A 19,804-nucleotide genomic window follows, 5' to 3' on the forward strand; every position below is an offset into this window, starting at 1 on the left:
GTTCGTCCATGGCCTGATCACGAACCCCAACTACCGTTGGGACGTCGTGTTCGAGTACCTGTTCGACCCGCGGATCCTCTCGGGTGTCGGCTGGACGCTCATCCTGACCGTCGCCGCGATGGCGCTCGGCATCATCATCGCCGTCACGATGGCGATCATGAGGATGGGCACGAACCCGGTGCTCCAGGCGGTCTCCTGGGTCTACATCTGGTTCTTCCGCGGCACCCCGATCTACACGCAGCTGGTGTTCTGGGGCCTCATCGGCGTGCTGTACCCGCGGCTCAGCCTCGGCATCCCGTTCGGGCCGGAGTTCTTCGAGTTCCGTACCCAGGACGTGATCAACGCCACCGTCGCGGCCATCCTCGGCCTCGGCCTGAACGAGGGCGCCTATCTCGCCGAGATCGTCCGGGGCGGTCTCCAGTCGGTCGACAAGGGGCAGTGGGAGGCGGCCAACGCGCTGGGCATGAAACGGTCGACGACGCTGCGTCGCATCGTCATCCCGCAGGCCATGCGCGTCATCGTCCCCCGACCGGCAACGAGACGATCTCCATGCTGAAGACCACCTCCCTGGTGATCGCCGTCCCGTTCTCACTGGAGTTGAACTTCGTCTCCAACGCGATCGGCAACAAGAACTTCCTCCCCATCCCCTGCTTCTGGTGGCGGCCTTCTACTACCTGCTGATCACGTCGATCCTCATGGTGGGACAGATGCGGCTCGAGGCGTTCTACGGACGCGGCTTCGACGGCGAACGCCCGACGAAGGCGGCCCGCGGCATGTCACGCAAGCAGCAGTCCATCCTCGCGGCCGGCACCGTGAAGGACGATCCCAACCTGGAGGTGACCCCGTGACCGCGATGGTCGAGGCACGCGACATCCACAAGCTGTTCGGCGAACTGCACGTCCTGAAGGGGATCAACCTGACCGTCGAGCGTGGCGAGGTCGCCGTGCTGCTCGGACCCTCCGGTTCGGGCAAGTCGACGCTGATCCGCTGCATCAACGAACTGGAGCAGATCAGCGCCGGCCGGATGTATGTCGACGGCGAGTTGATGGGGCTGCGCGAACGCAACGGGCGCCTGTCGCGCCTGAGCGACAAGGAGATCGCCAGGCAACGCTCCCGCATCGGCATGGTGTTCCAGCGGTTCAATCTGTTCCCACACATGACGGCGCTTGCGAACGTGATGGAGGCCCCCGCCAGGTGCTGGGCATGTCACGCACCGAGGCCGAGGCCGACGCCCGCGAGCAGCTCGAGCGGGTGGGGCTCTCAGACCGGGCCGACCACTACCCGTCGCAGCTCTCCGGCGGCCAGCAGCAGCGCGTCGCGATCGCCCGCGCGCTCGCCATGAAGCCGGAGCTGATGCTCTTCGACGAGCCGACGTCCGCGCTCGACCCCGAACTGGTGGGCGAGGTGCTCGGTGTGATGCAGGACCTGGCGGCCTCCGGCATGACGATGATCGTGGTCACACACGAGGTCGGCTTCGCCCGCGAGGTTGCCGACAAGGTCGTGTTCATGGATGACGGGGTCATCGTCGAGGCGGGCTCCCCGCCGAGGTGATCGACAACCCGCAGAACCCCGCACCCGGGAGTTCTTCGCGAAGGTCCTCTGACGCCCCTCACGGGGCCGGACCCCCGGAAAAATCGGCCAGTAGCCGATTCTGATCGGTCACGTCGAAACTATCGGCCACTGACATCAACGCGGACTACACCACCACCCGGGCCCGCCGGAAAAATCGGCCAGTAGCCGATTCTGATCGGTCACGTCGTAACTATCGGCCACCAACCCGGAGCACCGCTGACCGACGGCCCCGAAAGTCCCGGCCAGTAGCCGATTCTGACCGGTCCGGCCACAACTATCGGTCTCCACCCTCGGCAGACGGTGCCGAAGCCGCTACCCAGTGAGTTGGGCCCCCGCGTCGTCGTCAACGTGACGCCCGAAAGTGCAGCGGGCCCCACAGCGACGACCGCCACCCTGCCCGCCGATACCGGGCCAACCGCGTTGATGCAGCACGGTCGCGAGCATCCCGGCCACTCGGCAGGGGTCAACACAACATCGTGCCATCCGAACCGGAGTGTGACATAGCCACTCAGGAGGTGCCGGTTGTCACGATAGGCGTCGCGCCACTTCGCCTCGCCTTCGTGGCCGCGCCGTCCGTCAAGCTCGACGACGACGCGGTACTCCTCGAGAACCACATCGCTCCGCGTCCCCTTGGACAGTGAGATCTGTCGGACGCCCTCCGGAAGCTGGTGCGACCGTAGGACCTGGTGCAGGAAATGAGACTCGAGTGTGCTCTGCACCCCGCGTCCAGTTCGGGCAGTAGTTGCAGGATCAGTCGGCGATGCCGCAGCCGTGACAGGTCGACGGCGTGTTCACGGAGCCGTTGCGGTGTCGTGACCCGGTTGACGAGTGCGGCGGTGAGCAGATCGAGCACCTGTCGGGGCCTCACCTCGGCGCAGGCCTCGAGGACGGCATCCTCGGGCCCGACCATCGGCGGGTCGCCGACCGGTGGACGCTCCCCCCGGCGAAACTGCCACGGACCCTGGGCGCGTGAGCGATCGCCCCAGATCAGGATGCGCCCGGCTCGTCGCACAGCCCGCGTAGGTGAGCGGCGGCGAGGCCGCCGACCGCCGCTGGGCCGTCCGCAAGCAGGAGCCCTCCCCAGCAGAGGGCCTCGAAGTTTGGTGGCCGGGTCGAGTAGACGCCTTGGCCGAGTCTGATCCAGTCGCCGTTGCGGAGGAGCCTGTTCAGCATGGTCTGGGTGCCACCACCTGCGAGCACCTGAGGTCTGCTGAGCACGCCGCCCTGGGCACGGGCGGTCTCAGCTAGGTGGGGTGGGGTCTGGGTTGTTGTGTGCATGACCTAGTCATCCGGCGCCGGGGCGCTGTGGTAACGCCTATCCACAGGCGAATCACGCGGACAGCAGCGTCAGTGGCCCAAACTTCCGCCAGGACCAACCAGAATCGGCTACTGGCCGATTCTCCCGACACCCCACCCACAGCGAGACGCCACGCGCCGTCGTCACACCGGGACAGTGGCCCAAACTTCCACCAGGACCAACCAGAATCGGCTACTGGCCGATTCTCCCGACACCCCACCCACAGCGAGACGCCACGCGCCGTCGTCACACCGGGACAGTGGCCCAAACTTCCACCAGGACCAACCAGAATCGGCTACTGGCCGATTTTTCCAGAGGGGGCGCGGCTAGACGCCCGGGTCGTCGTCGTGGCGCCAGGTGAACACCGGATCCCGCCGCTCGCCGAACGCCGCGATCCCCTCCCGCAGGTCGGGGCCGTCGTGGGCCTGCCTGACCCACGAGATCGCCCGCTCCGCGTCGAGGTCGCGCCTCACGAGGCCGTCGACGATCTCCTTCGACGCGCGCAGCGTCAGCTGGCTGAGCCCGGACATCGACTCAGCCACCTCGAGCGCTCTGCCGAACGCCTCCCCTCACCGGTCACCTCGTTGACGAGGCCCACCTTGACGGCGCGCCGCGCGTCGATGCGGCCGGCCGTGAACAGGAGTTCCTTCGTCACGGCAGGCCCCATCAGATCGATCATGCGTCTCGTGGCCGAGACGGGAAAGACGATGCCCAGCTTGGCGGGAGGCACCGAGAACAGGGCCCCTCCCCGCGATCCGCAGGTCCGCCCGAGCGCCAGTTCACAGCCACCGCCGTGGCAGTGCCCCTCGATCGCGGCGATCACCGGCTTCGGGCTCTGCGCCAGCGCCGCCTCCGCCCGGATCGGCCCTCTGCGTGGTGCAGCTCATCGAGGTTCGTGATGTCGGAGCCCGCGCAGAACGAGTCGCCCGCCCCGTGGATGATGGTCGCGGTCACCTCGTCATCGACGTCGATGAGGGACATCAGGCGCGGGATCTCCCGCCACATCGCATCGCTCATGGCGTTGTGCTTGTGCGGCCGGTCGATGGTGAGGACGGCGACGCTGCCGTGACGGCTCAACTCGATGTGGGACATGTGCCCATCATGGCGCAGCGCGGCCGACCGTGGGGCAACGGTGACCCCGGCGTCGGCTTCTTCAGGCCAGGGCCCGGACCACCGCCGACAGCGCCCGCGTCAGGTCGTCGATGGTCAGCGTCGCAGCCCTGGGTTCGGCCCCGTCGGTCTCGGCTCCCACCCTCGCCATCCCCACCTCCCGCACCGCGGGCACGTGGACGAATCCGGCCGGGCCGTCGAACGATGTGAGCGCGGCCCGGAAGACGGCGTTGCACACGAACCGGCCCGCGTCCCGGATGCCTCCGCGGGCACGCCGACCGCCCGCACCGCCGCGACCAGCCGGTCCACGTCGAGCCGTGACTCCAACACATCGGGGCCGGCGTCGATGGCTCCGCTGGGCTGCGCCCCGTCATTGTCGGCGATCCTGGCGACCCGCCCGTTGACGGCGTAGCGCTCGGGTGTGACGGCGACCCGGCCACCCGCCTCACCCACGCACACCACGGCATCGGGTAGGTGCTCCTCCACCACGCGCGCCAGCGCGAGCGGCGCCCCTCGAACGACACCGGCAGGATGGTGGTGGTCAGCTCGATGCCCGCGTCGTCCCAACCGGCCGCCAGGCGGCGCACCGCCTCCCCACTGGCGTTGACGGCGTCGCCGCCGAACGGCTCGAAGCCGGTCACCAGCACCCGCCTCATGCCCGGATCCGCCACATCATCAGACCCTCCGATACGCACGAACAAGGCAGCGGTGGGCGGGCACCCTCACAGGTACCCGCCCACCGCTGAAGTCGGATCAGTCGATCACTCGGCGGCCTTGGCCACCGTGGTGTCGATCAGAACGCTGGGGCTCATCGTCGAGGAGACGGCGATCTTGCGCAGGTAGCGGCCCTTCGAGGAGGACGGCTTGAGACGCAGGATCTCGTCGAGCACGGCGAAGTAGTTGTCGGCCAGCTGCTCACCGGAGAACGACGCCTTGCCGATGATGAACTGCAGGTTGGCGTGACGGTCCACGCGGAACTCGATCTTGCCGCCCTTGATGTCGGAGACGGCCTTCGCGGTGTCCATCGTGACGGTGCCGGTCTTCGGGTTCGGCATCAGGCCGCGGGGCCGAGCACGCGGCCGAGGCGGCCGACCTTGCCCATCATGTCCGGGGTGGCCACGACGGCATCGAAGTCGAGGTAGCCGCCGGCCACCTTCTCGATGAGCTCGTCGGTGCCGATCTCGTCGGCGCCGGCCTCGCGGGCGGCTTCAGCCTTGTCACCGGCGGCGAAGACGAGGACCCGTGCCGTCTTGCCAGTGCCGTGAGGGAGGTTGACCGTGCCGCGGACCATCTGGTCGGCCTTACGGGGGTCGACGCCGAGGCGGATGGCGACATCGATGGTCTCGTCGAACTTCGCCGTGGCCATCTCCTTGATGAGGCGGAGCGCCTCATCCGGGGAGTACGCCTGGTCCACGCCGCGCTTGTCAGCTGCGGAGCGGTAGCCCTTGCTGTGCTTCATGCTGGTTCCTATTCGTCGGCCGGGCCGTCGGGCCCGGTCACCAGTTGTGGTGTGGGGAGCACTCCCCTGCCACGAGTTGTGTTGTGTGGGTGGTCTCAGTCGACCGTGACGCCCATCGAGCGCGCGGTGCCCTCGATGATCTTCATGGCGGCCTCGACGTCGTTCGCGTTGAGGTCGGGCAGCTTGGTGGTGGCGATCTCGCGGACCTGGTCCTTGGTGATCTTGCCGACCTTGGTGGCGAGCGGGTTCGCGGAACCCGAAGCGACACCGGCCGCCTTCTTGATCAGCTCGGCCGCCGGGGGCGTCTTCGTGATGAAGGTGAACGTGCGGTCCTCGTAGATGGTGATCTCGACGGGGATGACGTTGCCGCGCTGGGACTCGGTCTGGGCGTTGTACGCCTTCACGAACTCCATGATGTTGACGCCGTGCGGACCGAGGGCGGTACCGACGGGCGGGGCAGGCGTAGCTGCGCCGGCCTGCAGTGCGACCTTGACGAGGGCCGCAACCTTCTTCTTGGGAGGCATGGGTGGGTCCTTTACCTGTATGGATGGATGCGTCGGCGGAAACCGGCGCAACGCACAATCTTAGACCTTCTCGACCTGCTTGAATTCCAGGTCGACCGGGGTCTCGCGGCCCAGGATCTCGACGAGAGCCCGGAGCCGCTGATTGTTGGCGTTGATTTCGGTGATCGTGGCGTGCACACCGGTGAAGGGCCGTCGGTCACCATGACGGAGTCGCCGACCGCGAAGTCGACGACCTCGACCTTCTTCCTCCGCGTCGCGGCGGCGCCGGCGTGGGCCGCGTTCACCTTCGCGATGACGGAGGGAGTGAGCATGTGGATGACCTCGTCGATCGACAGGGGCACCGGCTGCTGGCCGTGCCCGACGATGCCGGTCACCGACGGGTCTGGCGCACGAGGCTCCACGATTCGTCGGTCAGCTCCATGCGGATGAGCACGTAGCCGGGGTCACGCTGCGCGTTACGGTCTTGCGTGCGTTGTTGCGGACCTCCACGACCTCTTCGGTCGGGACGATCGTCTCGAAGATGTAGTCCTCCATGTTGAGGCTCTGGGCGCGGGAGTCCACGTTCTGCTTGACGCGGTTCTCCATGCCCGAGTAGGTGTGGATGACGTACCACTCACCCCACTTGCCCTCAAGCTCCTCGCGGAGCTCGGCGACGGCCTTCGTGACGGCGTCGTCCTTGTCGAGGTCGTCCTCGTCGGGCTCGTCGTCCTCATCCTCGCTGAGCTCGGCGAGCTCGACATCGGTGTCATCGTCGCTGTCGGCCTCGATGGCACCCAGGTCGATCTCGATGTCGAGGTCGTCGGAGGTCGGCTCGGGCTCGAAGGCGCCGAGGTCGATCTCGAAGTCGTTGTTCTCGGATTCAGTCATCACTTGCTCCCAAACACTTTGAGCAGGCCCCACGCGAACACGAAGTCCAGGACCCCGACGATCGCGATCATGATGAGCACGAAGGTGAGCACTGCGGTGAACATGGACACGGTCTGGGGCCAGGTCGGCCACACCACGCGCTTGAGTTCGGCGGCCGACTGGCCGATGAACTCGGCCGGGTTGCTGGCCTTGTAGGGATCGTCGTGCTCCTCGAGGGCCTCGCTACGCTTGCGCGTGCGGGTCTCCTTCTTGCGCACGGGGGCCTTGGCGGTCTTGCGGACGATCGGGGCGGCGGCCGCCTCGCGCTCCTCGGGAGTGAAGTTCTCCTCCTCGAGAGCGGCGATCGCCTCATCGTCGGCCGAGAGGTCATCGGACGGCGGGATCACCTCGAGGGCGTTCTCGTCCTCGGCGACCGCCTCCTCGGCGGCCTCGAGTGCCTCAGGGTCGTCGATATCGGAGATGCGGAGCTCGTCAGCTTCGGCCTCGGCAGCGTCAGGTCCGCCCGGCACGAGGTCGTCGTGCTCGGCGTCACGCGACTTGTCGCTCACGCTGCTTCCCTTCGGTTGACAAACAAAATGCCTCACCGGTGGGCCGGCAGGCGTGGCGAGGTATCCACCGTTTCCGGCAGACACCTAGCAGGGCAGGAGGGACTCGAACCCCCAACCTGCGGTTTTGGAGACCGCTGCTCTGCCAGTTGAGCTACTACCCTTTTACCGGCCTTGTTCCTTGGCAGGGTGCCTTTTGAGCACGCTTCGACCTTGGCGCTTCCAACCGGTGCTCCCCAACTATAGGCGGTTTCGTGGCGTGAGTCGAACCGGCGTCGGGAGCCTCCGGATCGGTGGGCGGCGCCACACTTGTGGTATGCCGAACGTCAGCCGCGTACCGGCCGCCATGGCCGCCACCCCCGTGAGGTGCACCTCCCCGCCGACCAGGTGGCCTCTGCCCGGATGGACATTCCGTTGCCGCTGTTCAACGGGTCGACCAACTCGCAGCCGTCGACGGTGGCGCGCATGCTGGCACTGCTGGACGTTCCGGAGGGGCCTCGGCGCTGGACATCGGCGCCGGCTCGGGCTGGACGACCGCCCTGCTGGCCTGGCTGGTCGGGCCGGCGGGCCGGGTGCTCGGCCTCGAGCTGGATCCGGAGGTGGCGACGTGGGGAGCGACCCGCCTCGCGGCCACCGGCCGCCCCTGGGCCCGGCTCGAGGCGGCCGATCCCGAGGTGCTCGGCCGTCCCCGGGAGGGCCCGTTCGACCGGATCCTCGTCTCCGCCATGGCCGAGCGGCTGCCGGAGCCCTCATCGGGCAGCTGGCAGACGACGGCGTGCTGGTGATCCCCGTCGCCGGGCAGCTGTGGACGGCGCAGCGGCAGGGCAGCCACCTGGCGGTGCGCCGCTCTGGTGCGTACCGGTTCGTGCCCCTGGTGCTCCCCGGAGGCTAGGCCAGCGACGACATCCAGGCTCGGTGGAGGTCGGCGTAGCGCCCCTCCCGGCCACCAGGGCGGCCGGATCGCCGTCCTCGACGACCTCGCCGTGCTGCAGCACGAGCACCCTGTCCGCGATCTCCACGGTGGAGAGCCGGTGGGCGATGATGATCGCCGTCCGGTCGGCCAGGATCGTGGTGAGCGCCCTCTGGACGAGCCGCTCGGTCGGGATGTCCAGGGAACTGGTGGCCTCGTCGAGGATGAGGACGCGGGGGTCGGCGAGCACCACGCGCGCGAACGCGATCAGCTGGCGCTGCCCGGACGAGAGCCGCGCCCCACGTTTGCCGGTGTCGGTGTCGTAGCCGTCGGGGAGCGACCCGATGAAGGCGTCCGCGCCCACCAGCCGGGCGGCGTCGACCACCTCCTCGCGGGTCGCCCCGGGTCGCCCGAATGCGATGTTGTCGGCCACGGATCCGGCGAAGATGAAGTTCTCCTGCGTCAGCAGCGTGACGGCGCCACGCAGGGTGTCGTCGGACAGGTCACGCAGGTCGACGCCGTCGAGGCGGACGGCGCCCTCCTGCGGGTCGTAGAAGCGCGCGATCAGCTTCGCGATCGTGGTCTTGCCCGCGCCAGTGGTGCCGACCAGAGCGACGGTGGAACCGGCCTCCAGGTCGAGCGAGAGGCCGGGCAGCACGGTGGTGTCGTCCAGGTAGCCGAAGCGCACGCCGTCGAACACGATGCGCCCCTGCCGGTCGGGCAGCGGCACCGGGTCGGTGGGATCGGCGACCGCCGGTTCCTCCTCCATCACGCTGGAGATCTTCTCGAGCGCGGTCAACGCGGATTGGAGGGTCGAGACGAACTGACCGAGGTCGGCGATGGGGTCGAAGAACATCCGCAGGTACAACACGAAGGCGGCCATGGTGCCGATGCTGACGTCGCCGCCGACGGCGAGGTAGCCGCCCACCACCACGACGAGCACGATGCCCAGGTTGCCGATGGCCTGGATGCCGGGCATGGCGCGGGCGAACGTGCGCATGGCCGTGACGTTGCGGTCGCGGTACTGGAGTGCCACGTCGGAGAAGATCTCGGCCGAGCGTGTCTCGCGGCGGAAGGCCTGGACGGCCTTGATACCGGTCATGGTCTCGATGAACTGGACGATGACGATCGCCGAGTAGGTGCGCACCGCCCGGAACGCCCTGGTGGACGCCCTCACGAACCAGCGCATCACGAGGAACAACAGCGGGTAGGTGGCGAACGCGACCAGCGCGAGGCGCCAGTCGAGGGTCAACATCACGATGGTCGCGCCGATGATGGTCAGCACCGAGATGACCACGACGTCGATGCCCTGCAGCACCAGTTCGGCGACGGCCTCGACGTCACTGGTCATGCGGGAGACGGCGCGGCCGGAGGTGTAGCGGTCGTGGAATCCGATGTCGAGCCGCTGGAAGTGGTTGAACAGCCTGCGGCGCAGGTCCAGCAGGATGGCGTTGCCGATGCGGCCCGTGCGGCGCAGGAACGTGACGCGCGACGCCAACTGGGCGAGGATGGCCAGTCCCATCAGGGCCGAGCGACGTCCACAACACCGCCGTGTCACCGCCGAGCCCGTCGTCGAGCACCCGCTGCACCAGCACCGGGATGAAGAGGCGGGCCGCGGCCTCGACGACGACCACCCCAATCAGCACGAGAAGCCACCGCCGGTGGGAGCGACCAGGGTGCCGAGCAGGCGGCGCGACGGGCCGCGGAACCCGACGCCCGCGGCGCGCTCCGCGTCGATGTCCTGTTTGACGCCACGCCACGCCGCGGTGGGGTCCTCCCGGTCCCGTTCCGGTTCGATGCTCACCGGCTCTCCTCCATCGCGATCGGGTAGTCGGCCGCCAACAGCTCGCGGTACTCGGGTACCCGGCCAGCAGTTCGTGGTGGGTTCCGACGTGCGCGATGCGACCCTCGACGAGGACGGCGACGCGGTCGGCGAGCAGCACGGTCGAGGCGCGGTGCGCCACCACGATGCCGGTGACGCCCACCAGCGTCGACTTCAGGGCCTCCTCAACCTCCGCCTCGGTGTGGATGTCGAGCGCGCTGAGGGTGTCGTCGAGCACCAGGACGCGGGGCCGCACCAGGATCGCCCGGGCCAGCGCGAGGCGCTGCCGCTGGCCTCCGGAGAGGCTCAAACCCTGCTCACCCAGCCGGGTGTCGAGCCCCATGGCAGGTCGTGTACGAAGTCGGCGCGCGCCACCCGCAGCGCCTCGGCGATGTCCTCCTCCGACGCGTCGGCCCTGCCGAGCGTCAGGTTCTCCCGGGCCGACATCGAAAAGAGGATCGGGTCCTCGAAGGCGGCCCCGACCATGCCGCGCAGCTGCGGAAGGTCGAGGTCGCGCAGGTCGACGCCGTCGAGCAGGATCCGGCCGCCTGTGACGTCGGCGAGCCGGGGGATCAGCGACACCAGCGTCGACTTGCCCGACCCGGTGCCTCCGACCAGTGCGACGGTCTCCCCGGCTCGAGCGTCAGGTTGAGCCCGTGGAGCGTCGGCTCCGTGGCGTCGTCGAACGTGAACGACACGTCGCAGAGCTCGAGGCGGCCCCTCGGCTCGGCGATCCGGGTCGCTCCCGACGCGATCGTGACGGGCGCGTCGAACACCTCGACGACGCGGTCGGCGGCGGTGGCCGCCTCCCGCGCGAACGACAGAAGGTAGCCGAGGCTGCCGACGGGCCAGGCCAGCGACAGCAGCAGCGTCACGAAGGCGACGGCGTCGCCGAGCGACACACCCCGTACGGAACGGCCAGGCCGATGCCCGCCAGCACCACCAGCAGCAGCACGTTGGGGAACACCTCGAGCAGGGTCCACAGGATGGAGGCGAGGTTCATCCGCGCCACCCCGGTTTCGGCCAGCCGGGAGGCGCGCTCGTCGTAGCCGCGGAACGCGAATCCCGCGCGCCCGAAGGAGCGGATCACGCGGATGCCGTGGAGGGACTCCTCCGCCGCCGACGCGACGTCGCCGGTCTCGTCCTGCAGGCGACGTGAGAGGGTGCCGAAGCGGCCCATCAGGGCGAACGTGGCGATCACGACGGGGATGACGGCGATCAACACGGCGACACCGACCTGCCAGAGCCGGGCCACCATGATGACCACGACCACCACGATGTGGATCGAGTTCATGAACAGCATGACGAGTCCGAACGACATGAACCGCCGCAGCAGGCCCAGGTCGCTCATCATCCGCGACAGCAGCTGCCCGACTCCCATGCCTTGTGGAAGCCCATCGGGAGCCGCTGCAACTGGTCGAACAGGTCGAGGCGGATGTTCGCCTCGATGTGGGAGGTGGCCCGGGACATGATCCACCGCCGGATCAGTGACAGGCCGGCGTCGGCGATGCCGAGGCCGAGCAGGGCGAGCGCGAACCAGAGCAGGCCAGGCACATCGCCGTGCGCGATCGGCCCGTCGACGACCGCGCCGAGCAGCAGCGGGATCGACACGCTCACCAGCACCCGATGGGGCCATCGTGAACGACACGGCGAACTGCCACCGGAACGGGCGGATGTACGGGAGGAACCGCAGCACGGAGGGCAGCCGGGGAGCCGCCGGGGACAGCGGGTAGGAGGGTGTCACGGCCGGGAGCATCCGTTCACCCTACTGCCGGGCTGAGCCAGCCACGACCACCCGGAAACGATCGGGGTTAAGCTCAGCGCCATGACGTCCGAGCTGCTACCAGCGCTCAAGGTGGGGATCACATCGGCGCTGCCCGTGGCCGCCGCCCTGCGTCGCGTGCTGCATGCCCAGCCCCGCCTGAGCGGGCAGGAGGGTGACACGCGCGACGAGATGCGCCGCGCGCTCGACTGGCTGGCCTGGTCGCCGGTCGCCGGCACCGGCGCCTGGAGCAGGCTCGGCCCTGACGGCCCGGCCGTCGGGCTGCGGGCCGAACTCGACGCGCTGCCCGTCAACGAGACCACCGGCGTGGAGTGGGAGTCGCGGCTGCCCGGGTGATGCACGCCTGCGGACACGACGTGCACCTGGCCGCGCTGTGGGCGGTGCTGACGGCGGCGCGCGGCCTGGACCTGCCCGCCGCAATGGTGCCGATCCTGCAACCCCGCGAGGAGGTTACCCCGCCGGGCGCGAGCGACGTGGTGGCCTCGGGGCTCCTCGACGAGGAGGGCGTGGAGGCGATGATCGGGGTGCACGTCCAGCCCGGTGTCGAGGCGGGGATCGTGTCCACCGGCGCCGGTGCCGTCAACGCCGCCTACGACTCGTTCGAGATCGAGATCGCGGGCTCCCCGCCCACGGCGCCTACCCGCACCAGGCGGTCGATCCCATCACCGCACTCGCCGCCGTCATCGGTGAGGTGTCGTCGCTGCCCACCCGGCTGATCAACCCGATCCATCCGACGGTGGTGTCATTCGGCCAGGTCGCGGCGGGCACCGCACCCAACGTGATCCCCGACCGCGCCGTCTGCCAGGGCACCATCCGCACCTACCACGAGGCCGACCGTGCCCTGCTGCACGAGGCCATCACGCGCACCGCCGAGTCGGTCGCGGCCGGGCGCGGGGCGACCGGGCGGGTGCGGTTCGTGCGCGGCGGGCCGGCCCTGGTCAACGATCCCGGCCTGGTGCGCCGCACCGACCGGCACCTGGCGGGCATCGGGCTCACCGTGGCCGAGTCGCCGTTCCGCTCGTGCGGGTCGGACGACTTCGCCGAGTACGGCGCGGCGACGGCGTCGCTGATGTGCTTCGTCGGCACAGGCCGGATCAACGGTGTCGGGCTGCACCACGGCGCCTACCTGCCCGGGCGCGATGCCCTGGAGCTGTGCGCGCAGGCCCTCGCCTGCGGTTATGTGGCCGCGGTCGAGTCGCTCCAGGGGGTCAGTCTCCGATCAGGCGGGCCCAGGTGAGGGCGTCCACCTCACCGGTCACCTTGATGCGGTGCACCGTCTGGAACGCGCTGACGGCCTTCCGGGTGGCCGCGTCGAACGTGCCGTTGACGGTCACGGCCTGCCCCGCGGCCTTCAGCTCGGTCTGCAGGGCGGTGACGGCGCCACCGTTTGCGCCCTGCCTGAGCGCGGGCACCAGTTTCCCCCACGTCTTGTCGTCCATCAGGCCCGTGCCGCTGAGGCCCTGCTTCTTCTGGAAGGCGATGACGGCCGTCTTGGTCTTCGCTCCGTAGACGCCGTCGGCGGTGATCCCGGCGGAGTTCACGGCGTTCAGCAGCGACTGCAGGGTCTGCACCCCGTCGGCCTTGCTTCCGGAGAGGTAGGCCGGGAAGTCGGTGCCCGCGACGAACTGCGCACCACCGCTGCTGCCCCGCTGCCCATGCCCGGCGGGTAGCCGGGGCCGGCGCCGTTGAGGTTGTACTGGTACAGGTCGTTGCTCTTCATGATGTTGATCACGAGCGACGCGTACTTCGGGTCGGTGGCGTAGCCGCCCTTGCGGACCTCGGTGACGAACTGGTCGGGTAGGCCTTGTACTCGAACGCCGCCGCGTAGCGGGAGGCGGTGGTGAGCAGGCGGCCGTAGTCGAGGATCGAGTCGCCCCAGTTCCGGTAGGTGCGGAACTCGTCGATGATGTAGTAGACGCTGCCGTCCTCGCGGTACTCGGCGGTGCGGACGGGGACGCAGCCGGTCTGGTACGGCGATACGGCCTTGGTGCACTTGATGTTGAAGAGGGTGTTGACGGAGTAGACCTTCTCCGTCGGTAGCCCTTGTCGACGGTGTAGTCGGTCGCCATCTTCGAGCGCCCCCAACCGGTCTCCAGCGCGGCCATGCCGATGGCGACGGAGGTCGGGATGCCGGTCTTCCGCTCGTTCTCCTGGGCCGGCTTCACCAGCTTCGCGATGAACTCGGACTGCACGGTGGCGGTCGCCTGGGTCGGTGCCACGGCGGCGATGCCGAGCACGAGTGACGCGGCGAGCGCGATCTTGATCCAACGCATGAGAAGGTGGCCTCTCCCAGGGGCAGGTGGCAGGTTGCCGATGAGGCTAGCCTCCGGCACCCGGCGGACGGAAGTTCCTCAACTTCAGGTTGAGGTCCCCCGCTTGAGGGTTGCTCCCACCTCAGAGCTGGACGCCTACGAGGTTGACCTCAGGCACCAGCGTGACGCCGAACCGCGTCAGGACGCCGTCGCGCACCTCACGCGCGACCGCGAGCACATCGGCCGCGGTCGCTCCCCGCGGTTGGTGAGGGCGAGCACATGTCTGGTGGAGAGCCCTGCCCTGGCCGTTCCGTGGCCCTTCGCGAACCCGGCGTGCTGGATCAGCCAGGCGGCGCTGGTCTTGACCCGCCCGTCAGCCGTCGGGAACCGGGGGCACCGTCGGGCAGCGCTGCCGCCGCGTCGGCGTCGAGGATCGGGTTGGTGAAGAACGACCCCGCGCTCCACGTGTCGTGATCGGTGGGGTCGAGGACCATCCCCTTGCTCGCGCGGATCTCGAGGACGGTGTCGCGCACGACATGCGAGGGCACCCGCTCCCCCACCACGGTGTCGAGGCGGCGGGCCAGTTCGGCGTAGGCGATGGGCTGGCTGAGCGACCCGAGCGTGAACTGGTAGCCCACTTCCAGCACCAGGTAGCGTCCCGGCTCCCGCTTGAAGAGCGAGGTGCGGTACCCGAAGCCGCAGTCGGCCACCGGGAACGTCTTCTGGGTCCGCCGGGCGCGGTCCCAGGTGCGCACGGAGGTGATCGTCTGGGCGACCTCGCTGCCGTAGGCGCCGACGTTCTGGATCGGGGTCGCGCCGACGCTGCCGGGGATGCCGGAGAGCGATTCGATGCCGCTCCACTCCTGCTCGACGGCGCTGGCGACCAGGTCGTCCCAGGTCGCTCCCGCGCCGACGCGGACGGCAGCGCCCCGCAGGTGGACACATCGGCCTTCACTCCCCCGAAGCCGACGTGCACGACGGTGCCCGGGAAGCCCTCGTCCGCGACGAGGAGGTTGGATCCTCCGCCGAGCACCAGCACGGGGGTGCCCGCCTTGTCGCACACCGTCACGACGTCGATGAGCTCGGCCTCGGTCTCCGCCACGATGAACTCGCGGGCGGGCCACCGACGCGCAGCGTGGTGTGGTCGCTGAGCAGCGGCGAGGCGCTGACGCCCGCCACCGTCGCGGGGCTGTCGAACCGCTCGACGTTGCAGCTAGTCAACGCGCACCTCCGCGCGGGCGGCGCCGAGGACCGCCTCGTCGCCGCAGGTGGCGGTGACGGTGATCTTCGCGACGCCGTCCTCGATGGAGGTGACGGTGGCCGTGTAGACGACCTCGGTGCCCTCGTCGGTGTCCGGCACGACGACGGGTCGGGTGAAGCGGACGAACCAGCTCAGCACGCGGGCCGGGTCGCCCACGGCGTCGGTGACGATCTTCAGGCCGGCGCCCATCGTCCACATGCCGTGCGCTACGACGCCGGGCAGCCCGATGGCGCGGGCGTGCCGGTCGGAGAAGTGGATCTCGTTGAAGTCGGTCGACGCACCGGAGTAGCGCACCACGGTCGACCTGGTGACGTTGACGCGGAGCTGCGGCAGCTCCTCCCGACGAAGAACTCAGGCATCGGAGCCTCCCTCGTGTGCATGAGCGTGGAACGTGCCTCGCAGACGCTCTCGCCGTCGACGCTGAGGTCGACGAGGATCGTGACCATGTCCAGGTTGCCGCGGTTGCGGACCTTCTCGATGGTCAGCTGCGCGACCACGGCGTCGCCCGGCCGCAGGGGCCGGGTGAACGCGAAACCCTGGTCGGCGTGCATGGTGCGGTTCAGCGCGAGGTCGAGCTCGGGATCACCGAACAGCGCCTCCCAGGCCTGGGCCGCGATGACCGCAGCGAAGGTCGGTGGGCGACCGGATCGGCGCCACGGTAGGCGGGGTTGTCGTCCCTGAGGGCGTCGGCGAACTCGGCGATCTTGGCGTGGCTGACGAGGTACGGCTGCGCCGGTGGGTAGGCGCGGCCCACGTGCTCGGGGGTGATCGGCATGGGGTTCACCCTATCGCGGGAACGCGGAACGGCCGCCCGTCGGGAACGCAGAACGGCCGCCCCGTCGGGAACGCAGAACGGCCGCCCCGTCGGGAACGCAGAACGGCCGCCCGTCGGGAACGCAGAACGGCCGCCCCGTTGGGGACGGCCGTTCCTGCTGTACTGAGGTCCGCGGTCAGCGGGTTTCGCGGTGCAGCTGGTGCACGCGGCAGCGCGGGCAGAACTTCTTGAGCTCGAGACGATCGGGATCGTTACGGCGGTTCTTCTTGGTGATGTAGTTGCGCTCCTTGCACTCGGTGCAGGCGAGCGTGATCTTCGGACGAACGTCCTGAGACTTCTTAGCCATTTCGCATTTCCTTCAAGTGATTTCTGGAGCACTAGATGATCGGTTGTGGTGACGAGGGCGGGACTTGAACCCGCGACACAGCGATTATGAGCCGCTTGCTCTACCGACTGAGCTACCCCGTCGAGGAGTCCATTGCCGTGGGTGGTGCCACGACAATGGACAGAGCCCCCATGCGGAATCGAACCGCAGACCTTCTCCTTACCATGGAGACGCTCTGCCTACTGAGCTATAGGGGCCAGCGGGAGACAACCCTACACGGACTTTCAGGCGCTAGCCAAATCGGGGGTGCCGACGCCGTCTGCGCCGGCCCCGATCGGCAGGCAAACCCGCCCCGGTCAGGCCTTCAGCGCCGCGATACCCGCCTCGAGCGCATCCTGGAAGAGGGACTCACGCTCATCGGAGGTGAGGTCGCCCGATCCGTCGAAGAGATGGTCCGAGACGGTCAGGACGGCCGCGGCCTCCTTCCCTGCTGCGAGCGCGCAGCCGAACAGGCCGGCCGCCTCCATCTCGACGCCGAGGGTGCCGAGCTTGTCGAGCGCGGGCACGATGTCCATCCGCGAGCTGTAGAAGAAATCGCTGGTGTAGACGGGCCCGACGTGGACACGCTTCCCGGAGCCGCGCGCCTGGTCGACGGCCCCTCGGAGCATGTCGTACGACGCGGCGAGCGAGAGGCTGACGCCGGGGATGTCGATGGTGGCGACGCCGGAGTTGGTGTGCGCCGACGACGCGACGATCACGTCCTTGACGGCGACCTTGCGGGAGATGCCTCCGCAGGTGCCCACGCGGCAGATCCGCTCCACCCCGTACTGCCCGTACAGCTCCGTGGCGTAGATCGAGAGGCTCGGCACGCCCATGCCGGAGGCCATCGCCGTGACGGGGACGCCGTCGATGAGGCCGGTCCATGCCCCGATGCCGCGGACGTCGGAGACCAGCCTGGCCCCTCCATCCTCGTGCGCGCGATCCGTTCGGCCCGCTTCGGGTCGCCGGGCATGAGCACCAGCGGGGCGATGTCGCCGGGCTCGCAGGAAATGTGTGGAGTGGCCATCTTCGGCCCCCTATCTGTGGGTGAAACAGAACCAGGCCCGAATCAATCCGATTCGGGCCTAGTGGCAGGTGTTGGATTTGAACCAACGTAGGACGACGCCGACGGTTTTACAGACCGCTCCCTTTGGCCACTCGGGCAACCTGCCGTGCCGGTTTCCCGGCGCGGATGAGCTTAGCAGGGTGGCACCGGCCTCGGCAAAGCGGCCATTCCGGCACACCCGCACCCTTCGGCTGCGCGCGGAGCGCCCGCTGCCCGACCCGCCGACATCGCCGAAGGGCCTCAGGCTGGCACAATGGCGGGACGACACCCGCCCATCTGAGAGGGAACCCCCATGGCATCGGATAGCTCGTTCGACATCGTCAGCAAGGTCGACCGTCAGGAGGTCGACAACGCCCTGAACCAGGCGGCCAAGGAGGTCTCACAGCGGTTCGACTTCAAGAACACCGACTCGAAGATCGCCTGGTCGGGCGAGGCCATCGAGATGGAGGCCATCTCCGAGGAGCGCGTCAAGGCGATCCTGGACGTGTTCCAGTCGAAGCTGGCCCGCCGCGGCGTGAGCCTGAAGGCCCTCGACGCGGGCGAGCCCCGTCAGTCGGGCAAGCTCTGGAAGATCACCGCCACCACCAAGGAGGGGATCACCCAGGAGAACGCGAAGAAGATCTCGAAGCTGATCCGCGACGAGGCAGCCAAGGGCGTCAAGGCGCAGATCCAGGGCGACGAGCTGCGCGTCTCCTCCAAGAGCCGCGACGACCTGCAGGACGTGCAGCGGCTCATCAAGGATCAGGACTACGACTTCGCGGTCCAGTACGTGAACTACCGCTGACCCAGGAGAGACCCCTTGCTTGCGCTGCGCCACCTCCGCCCCGACGACGCCCCGACGTCCTCGCGGCATTTGCATCCGACCCCGGCATGGCCCGTCAGGGCACCGTGACGACCCTCGCTGAGGCCGAGGCGTACGTCGCGGCCCTGCAGGAGCGCGGCGATCTCGCGTTCGCCATCACCGACGATGACCGGCTCGTCGGCCTCGTCGGGGTCAGCGTCGACGCAGTCAACCGGGTGGGCTGGTTCTGGTACTGGATGAACGCGTCGCACCGGGGCCGCCGTTGGGCCTCGCTCGCCGCGACGGCTGTGGCGAACTGGGCGCTCTCCTCCGGTGGCTGCGAGCGCCTCGAGTTGGGGCACCGCGCCGACAACCCGCTGTCGGGCAATGTGGCGGGCGCCGCGGGCTTCGTCCACGAGGGCCGTGAGCGCGGGAAGTTCCTGATCGACGGACAGCGCGTCGACGTGCTCACCTACGGCAGGCTCGTGAGCGACCCGTGGCCGATCGCGACCCTCGAGATCACCCGATGAGGCGGATCGGCACCCACAACGTCAACGGGATCCGCGCGTCGCTCAAGCGCGGCTTCCGGCCGTTCTGGGACTCCCAGGCAGCCGACGTCATCGCGCTGCAGGAGGTCCGCTGCCGCGTGGCCGACCTGCCGCTGGAGGCCTTCGACGGCTACCACACGACGCTGGACGCGGGCACCCTCGCAGGCCGCAACGGCGTCGCGCTGCTGACCCGCAGCGCGCCGACCCGCGTGCGGGCGCTCGGCGACACCGTCACGGTCATCACCCCGGGTGGGGCTCCGGCGGAGGCGCAGGCCGAACGCATCGGCGGGCGTGACCTCGCCCCTTCGCGGACGAGGGCCGCTACCTCGAGGTCGACCTCGCGGATGCGCCGCTGCGGGTCGCCTCGCTGTACCTGCCGAAGGGCGCGGCGTGGCCCCACGAGGAGGGCACCGAGGAGAAGTACCGACGCAAGATGCGGTTCATGCGCGGGCTCGCCCGCACGATGGCGGCGTCCCGCCGGGAGGCGGCAGGCGAGGGGCGCGAGTTCCTCGTGATGGGCGACTTCAACATCGCGCACACGAAGAACGACCTGCGTAACTGGCGAGGCAACCAGAAGTCCGAGGGCTTCCTGCCCGAGGAGCGCGAATGGTTCGGCTCGGTCACGGGGCCGCGCTCGATGGTCGACGTCGTCCGTTCGCTCCACCCCGACACCGACGGCCCGTACAGCTGGTGGTCGTGGCGTGGGCAGGCCTTCGTCAACGACTCAGGCTGGCGCATTGACTACCACCTGGCCTCCCCGCGGCTCGCGAGGGCCGCGATGGGGCGCTCGTGGGGCGTGAGGCCAGCTATGAGGAGCGGATGAGCGACCACTCCCCGTGATCGTCGACTACGACACCTCGACGCTCGT

General features: G+C 69.0%; 28 protein-coding genes, 4 tRNA genes and 9 pseudogenes. 10 read left to right on the plus strand and 31 right to left on the minus strand.

What is annotated here, in order from left to right:
- Positions 1 to 118: 118 nt before the first annotated feature.
- Positions 119 to 848, plus strand: a pseudogene (locus G7085_RS32040) (amino acid ABC transporter permease).
- A gap of 5 nt (positions 849 to 853) precedes the next feature.
- A pseudogene (locus G7085_RS04570) lies at positions 854 to 1,603 on the plus strand (amino acid ABC transporter ATP-binding protein).
- A 148-nt stretch (positions 1,604 to 1,751) separates the two neighbouring features.
- On the opposite strand, the gene G7085_RS34090 reads toward G7085_RS04570, so the two are convergent.
- A complete protein-coding gene (locus G7085_RS34090) occupies positions 1,752 to 2,291 on the minus strand; it encodes a DUF559 domain-containing protein (protein ID WP_197510107.1) in 540 nt (179 codons plus the stop codon).
- A 68-nt stretch (positions 2,292 to 2,359) separates the two neighbouring features.
- Here G7085_RS34090 and G7085_RS34095 point away from each other — a divergent pair, with 68 nt between their 5' ends.
- Complete coding sequence (locus G7085_RS34095; RefSeq protein ID WP_197510108.1) at positions 2,360 to 2,545, plus strand: hypothetical protein; 186 nt, start codon at positions 2,360 to 2,362, stop codon at positions 2,543 to 2,545.
- A 14-nt stretch (positions 2,546 to 2,559) separates the two neighbouring features.
- On the opposite strand, the gene G7085_RS04585 is transcribed toward G7085_RS34095, so the two are convergent.
- From G7085_RS04585 to G7085_RS04635, 14 genes and pseudogenes are all read right to left on the minus strand, one after another.
- Positions 2,560 to 2,850, minus strand: coding sequence for a type IV toxin-antitoxin system AbiEi family antitoxin domain-containing protein (locus G7085_RS04585; protein ID WP_197510109.1), 291 nt, complete (start codon positions 2,848 to 2,850; stop codon positions 2,560 to 2,562).
- Between the two features lie 345 nt (positions 2,851 to 3,195).
- Positions 3,196 to 3,411: a Clp protease/crotonase-like domain-containing protein gene (locus tag G7085_RS04590; RefSeq protein WP_197510110.1), complete on the minus strand. Its 216-nt coding sequence runs from the start codon at positions 3,409 to 3,411 to the stop codon at positions 3,196 to 3,198.
- Positions 3,378 to 3,692, minus strand: a complete 315-nt coding sequence (locus G7085_RS24095; protein WP_197510111.1) for an enoyl-CoA hydratase/isomerase family protein — start codon at positions 3,690 to 3,692, stop codon at positions 3,378 to 3,380. The genes G7085_RS04590 and G7085_RS24095 overlap by 34 nt, the downstream gene beginning before the upstream one ends.
- On the minus strand, positions 3,689 to 3,961 hold the full coding sequence (locus tag G7085_RS29425; protein WP_197510112.1) for an enoyl-CoA hydratase/isomerase family protein: 273 nt from the start codon (positions 3,959 to 3,961) through the stop codon (positions 3,689 to 3,691). The genes G7085_RS24095 and G7085_RS29425 overlap by 4 nt, the downstream gene beginning before the upstream one ends.
- A 61-nt stretch (positions 3,962 to 4,022) precedes the next feature.
- Complete coding sequence (locus G7085_RS24100; protein WP_231979215.1) at positions 4,023 to 4,217, minus strand: hypothetical protein; 195 nt, start codon at positions 4,215 to 4,217, stop codon at positions 4,023 to 4,025.
- A 23-nt stretch (positions 4,218 to 4,240) separates the two neighbouring features.
- A pseudogene (locus tag G7085_RS34100) lies at positions 4,241 to 4,468 on the minus strand (pyroglutamyl-peptidase I family protein); the annotation flags it as partial.
- Between the two features lie 35 nt (positions 4,469 to 4,503).
- A pseudogene (locus tag G7085_RS34105) lies at positions 4,504 to 4,635 on the minus strand (pyroglutamyl-peptidase I family protein); the annotation flags it as partial.
- A gap of 105 nt (positions 4,636 to 4,740) precedes the next feature.
- Positions 4,741 to 5,438: pseudogene (gene rplA, locus G7085_RS04615) on the minus strand (50S ribosomal protein L1).
- Between the two features lie 95 nt (positions 5,439 to 5,533).
- A complete protein-coding gene (gene rplK / locus G7085_RS04620; protein WP_197510114.1) occupies positions 5,534 to 5,962 on the minus strand; it encodes a 50S ribosomal protein L11 in 429 nt (142 codons plus the stop codon).
- A gap of 11 nt (positions 5,963 to 5,973) precedes the next feature.
- Positions 5,974 to 6,336, minus strand: coding sequence for a transcription termination/antitermination protein NusG (gene nusG, locus G7085_RS34110; protein ID WP_408647038.1), 363 nt, complete (start codon positions 6,334 to 6,336; stop codon positions 5,974 to 5,976).
- Positions 6,333 to 6,383: a hypothetical protein gene (locus G7085_RS34115; protein ID WP_408647174.1), complete on the minus strand. Its 51-nt coding sequence runs from the start codon at positions 6,381 to 6,383 to the stop codon at positions 6,333 to 6,335. Before G7085_RS34115 ends, nusG begins: the two co-directional genes overlap by 4 nt.
- Positions 6,374 to 6,829: a transcription termination/antitermination NusG family protein gene (locus G7085_RS34120; RefSeq protein WP_408647039.1), complete on the minus strand. Its 456-nt coding sequence runs from the start codon at positions 6,827 to 6,829 to the stop codon at positions 6,374 to 6,376. Before G7085_RS34120 ends, G7085_RS34115 begins: the two co-directional genes overlap by 10 nt.
- A complete protein-coding gene (secE, locus tag G7085_RS32045) occupies positions 6,829 to 7,377 on the minus strand; it encodes a preprotein translocase subunit SecE (protein WP_331715474.1) in 549 nt (182 codons plus the stop codon). Before secE ends, G7085_RS34120 begins: the two co-directional genes overlap by 1 nt.
- A gap of 88 nt (positions 7,378 to 7,465) precedes the next feature.
- Positions 7,466 to 7,538: transfer RNA gene (locus G7085_RS04635), tRNA-Trp, on the minus strand.
- A gap of 387 nt (positions 7,539 to 7,925) precedes the next feature.
- On the opposite strand from G7085_RS04635, the gene G7085_RS24110 reads away from it, so the two are divergent.
- The gene (locus tag G7085_RS24110; protein ID WP_231979967.1) at positions 7,926 to 8,159 is read left to right on the plus strand and encodes a hypothetical protein; all 234 of its coding nucleotides are present in this window, start codon (positions 7,926 to 7,928) and stop codon (positions 8,157 to 8,159) included.
- Here the strand turns inward: G7085_RS24110 and G7085_RS24115 are convergent.
- The 5 genes and pseudogenes from G7085_RS24115 to G7085_RS24130 form a co-directional block, all read right to left on the minus strand.
- Positions 8,124 to 9,743, minus strand: a complete 1,620-nt coding sequence (locus tag G7085_RS24115) for an ABC transporter ATP-binding protein (protein WP_331715923.1) — start codon at positions 9,741 to 9,743, stop codon at positions 8,124 to 8,126. The two genes, G7085_RS24110 and G7085_RS24115, sit on opposite strands and share 36 nt — an antisense overlap.
- A complete protein-coding gene (locus tag G7085_RS32050) occupies positions 9,625 to 10,449 on the minus strand; it encodes an ATP-binding cassette domain-containing protein (protein ID WP_331715475.1) in 825 nt (274 codons plus the stop codon). Before G7085_RS32050 ends, G7085_RS24115 begins: the two co-directional genes overlap by 119 nt.
- Positions 10,413 to 10,688, minus strand: coding sequence for a hypothetical protein (locus G7085_RS24120; RefSeq protein ID WP_331715476.1), 276 nt, complete (start codon positions 10,686 to 10,688; stop codon positions 10,413 to 10,415). Before G7085_RS24120 ends, G7085_RS32050 begins: the two co-directional genes overlap by 37 nt.
- Positions 10,679 to 10,981, minus strand: coding sequence for a hypothetical protein (locus tag G7085_RS24125; RefSeq protein ID WP_231979217.1), 303 nt, complete (start codon positions 10,979 to 10,981; stop codon positions 10,679 to 10,681). The genes G7085_RS24120 and G7085_RS24125 overlap by 10 nt, the downstream gene beginning before the upstream one ends.
- Positions 10,978 to 11,729, minus strand: a pseudogene (locus G7085_RS24130) (ABC transporter transmembrane domain-containing protein). The gene G7085_RS24125 and the pseudogene G7085_RS24130 overlap by 4 nt, the downstream one beginning before the upstream one ends.
- 202 nt (positions 11,730 to 11,931) lie before the next feature.
- Between G7085_RS24130 and G7085_RS04655 the strand changes: the two are divergent.
- From G7085_RS04655 to G7085_RS04665, 3 genes are read left to right on the plus strand one after another with little or no spacing between them, the layout of a single operon-like run.
- Positions 11,932 to 12,225, plus strand: coding sequence for a hypothetical protein (locus tag G7085_RS04655; RefSeq protein WP_197510116.1), 294 nt, complete (start codon positions 11,932 to 11,934; stop codon positions 12,223 to 12,225).
- Positions 12,225 to 12,605 carry a M20/M25/M40 family metallo-hydrolase gene (locus G7085_RS04660; protein ID WP_197510117.1) on the plus strand — a complete coding sequence of 127 codons (381 nt, stop codon included), beginning with the start codon at positions 12,225 to 12,227 and terminating at the stop codon, positions 12,603 to 12,605. Before G7085_RS04655 ends, G7085_RS04660 begins: the two co-directional genes overlap by 1 nt.
- On the plus strand, positions 12,551 to 13,126 hold the full coding sequence (locus G7085_RS04665; RefSeq protein ID WP_331715924.1) for a peptidase dimerization domain-containing protein: 576 nt from the start codon (positions 12,551 to 12,553) through the stop codon (positions 13,124 to 13,126). Before G7085_RS04660 ends, G7085_RS04665 begins: the two co-directional genes overlap by 55 nt.
- Here G7085_RS04665 and G7085_RS24140 read toward each other — a convergent pair.
- The 11 genes and pseudogenes from G7085_RS24140 to G7085_RS04710 form a co-directional block, all read right to left on the minus strand.
- Positions 13,098 to 13,460, minus strand: coding sequence for a peptidoglycan-binding domain-containing protein (locus G7085_RS24140; RefSeq protein ID WP_331715478.1), 363 nt, complete (start codon positions 13,458 to 13,460; stop codon positions 13,098 to 13,100). The two genes, G7085_RS04665 and G7085_RS24140, sit on opposite strands and share 29 nt — an antisense overlap.
- On the minus strand, positions 13,436 to 13,609 hold the full coding sequence (locus tag G7085_RS24145; RefSeq protein ID WP_231979219.1) for a hypothetical protein: 174 nt from the start codon (positions 13,607 to 13,609) through the stop codon (positions 13,436 to 13,438). Before G7085_RS24145 ends, G7085_RS24140 begins: the two co-directional genes overlap by 25 nt.
- An 8-nt stretch (positions 13,610 to 13,617) precedes the next feature.
- On the minus strand, positions 13,618 to 13,974 hold the full coding sequence (locus G7085_RS24150; protein ID WP_231979220.1) for a hypothetical protein: 357 nt from the start codon (positions 13,972 to 13,974) through the stop codon (positions 13,618 to 13,620).
- A gap of 309 nt (positions 13,975 to 14,283) precedes the next feature.
- A pseudogene (locus G7085_RS04675) lies at positions 14,284 to 15,362 on the minus strand (UDP-N-acetylmuramate dehydrogenase).
- Positions 15,355 to 15,735: a MaoC/PaaZ C-terminal domain-containing protein gene (locus G7085_RS04680; protein ID WP_197512745.1), complete on the minus strand. Its 381-nt coding sequence runs from the start codon at positions 15,733 to 15,735 to the stop codon at positions 15,355 to 15,357. Before G7085_RS04680 ends, G7085_RS04675 begins: the two are co-directional and overlap by 8 nt.
- A gap of 35 nt (positions 15,736 to 15,770) precedes the next feature.
- Positions 15,771 to 16,177, minus strand: a pseudogene (locus G7085_RS04685) (FAS1-like dehydratase domain-containing protein); the annotation flags it as partial.
- Positions 16,178 to 16,352: 175 nt separating this feature from the next.
- The gene (rpmG, locus tag G7085_RS04690) at positions 16,353 to 16,523 is read right to left on the minus strand and encodes a 50S ribosomal protein L33 (protein WP_077684751.1); all 171 of its coding nucleotides are present in this window, start codon (positions 16,521 to 16,523) and stop codon (positions 16,353 to 16,355) included.
- A 46-nt stretch (positions 16,524 to 16,569) separates the two neighbouring features.
- Positions 16,570 to 16,645, minus strand: a tRNA-Met gene (locus tag G7085_RS04695).
- A 41-nt stretch (positions 16,646 to 16,686) separates the two neighbouring features.
- A tRNA-Thr gene (locus G7085_RS04700) sits at positions 16,687 to 16,759 on the minus strand.
- A gap of 99 nt (positions 16,760 to 16,858) precedes the next feature.
- Positions 16,859 to 17,389 (minus strand): purine-nucleoside phosphorylase, encoded by a 531-nt coding sequence (locus G7085_RS04705; RefSeq protein ID WP_231979221.1) that lies wholly within the window; start codon positions 17,387 to 17,389, stop codon positions 16,859 to 16,861.
- Between the two features lie 241 nt (positions 17,390 to 17,630).
- A tRNA-Tyr gene (locus G7085_RS04710) sits at positions 17,631 to 17,713 on the minus strand.
- Positions 17,714 to 17,899: 186 nt separating this feature from the next.
- Here G7085_RS04710 and G7085_RS04715 point away from each other — a divergent pair.
- From G7085_RS04715 to G7085_RS04725, 3 genes and pseudogenes are all read left to right on the plus strand, one after another.
- On the plus strand, positions 17,900 to 18,391 hold the full coding sequence (locus tag G7085_RS04715) for a YajQ family cyclic di-GMP-binding protein (protein ID WP_197510119.1): 492 nt from the start codon (positions 17,900 to 17,902) through the stop codon (positions 18,389 to 18,391).
- Positions 18,388 to 18,918: a GNAT family N-acetyltransferase gene (locus tag G7085_RS04720; RefSeq protein WP_269452025.1), complete on the plus strand. Its 531-nt coding sequence runs from the start codon at positions 18,388 to 18,390 to the stop codon at positions 18,916 to 18,918. Before G7085_RS04715 ends, G7085_RS04720 begins: the two co-directional genes overlap by 4 nt.
- Positions 18,915 to 19,790: pseudogene (locus tag G7085_RS04725) on the plus strand (exodeoxyribonuclease III); the annotation flags it as partial. The gene G7085_RS04720 and the pseudogene G7085_RS04725, both read left to right, overlap by 4 nt.
- Between the last annotated feature and the right edge of the window lie 14 nt (positions 19,791 to 19,804).

Origin of the sequence: Tessaracoccus coleopterorum, from assembly GCF_011174705.1 — a bacterium.
Taxonomy (GTDB): Bacteria; Actinomycetota; Actinomycetes; order Propionibacteriales; family Propionibacteriaceae; genus Arachnia; species Arachnia coleopterorum.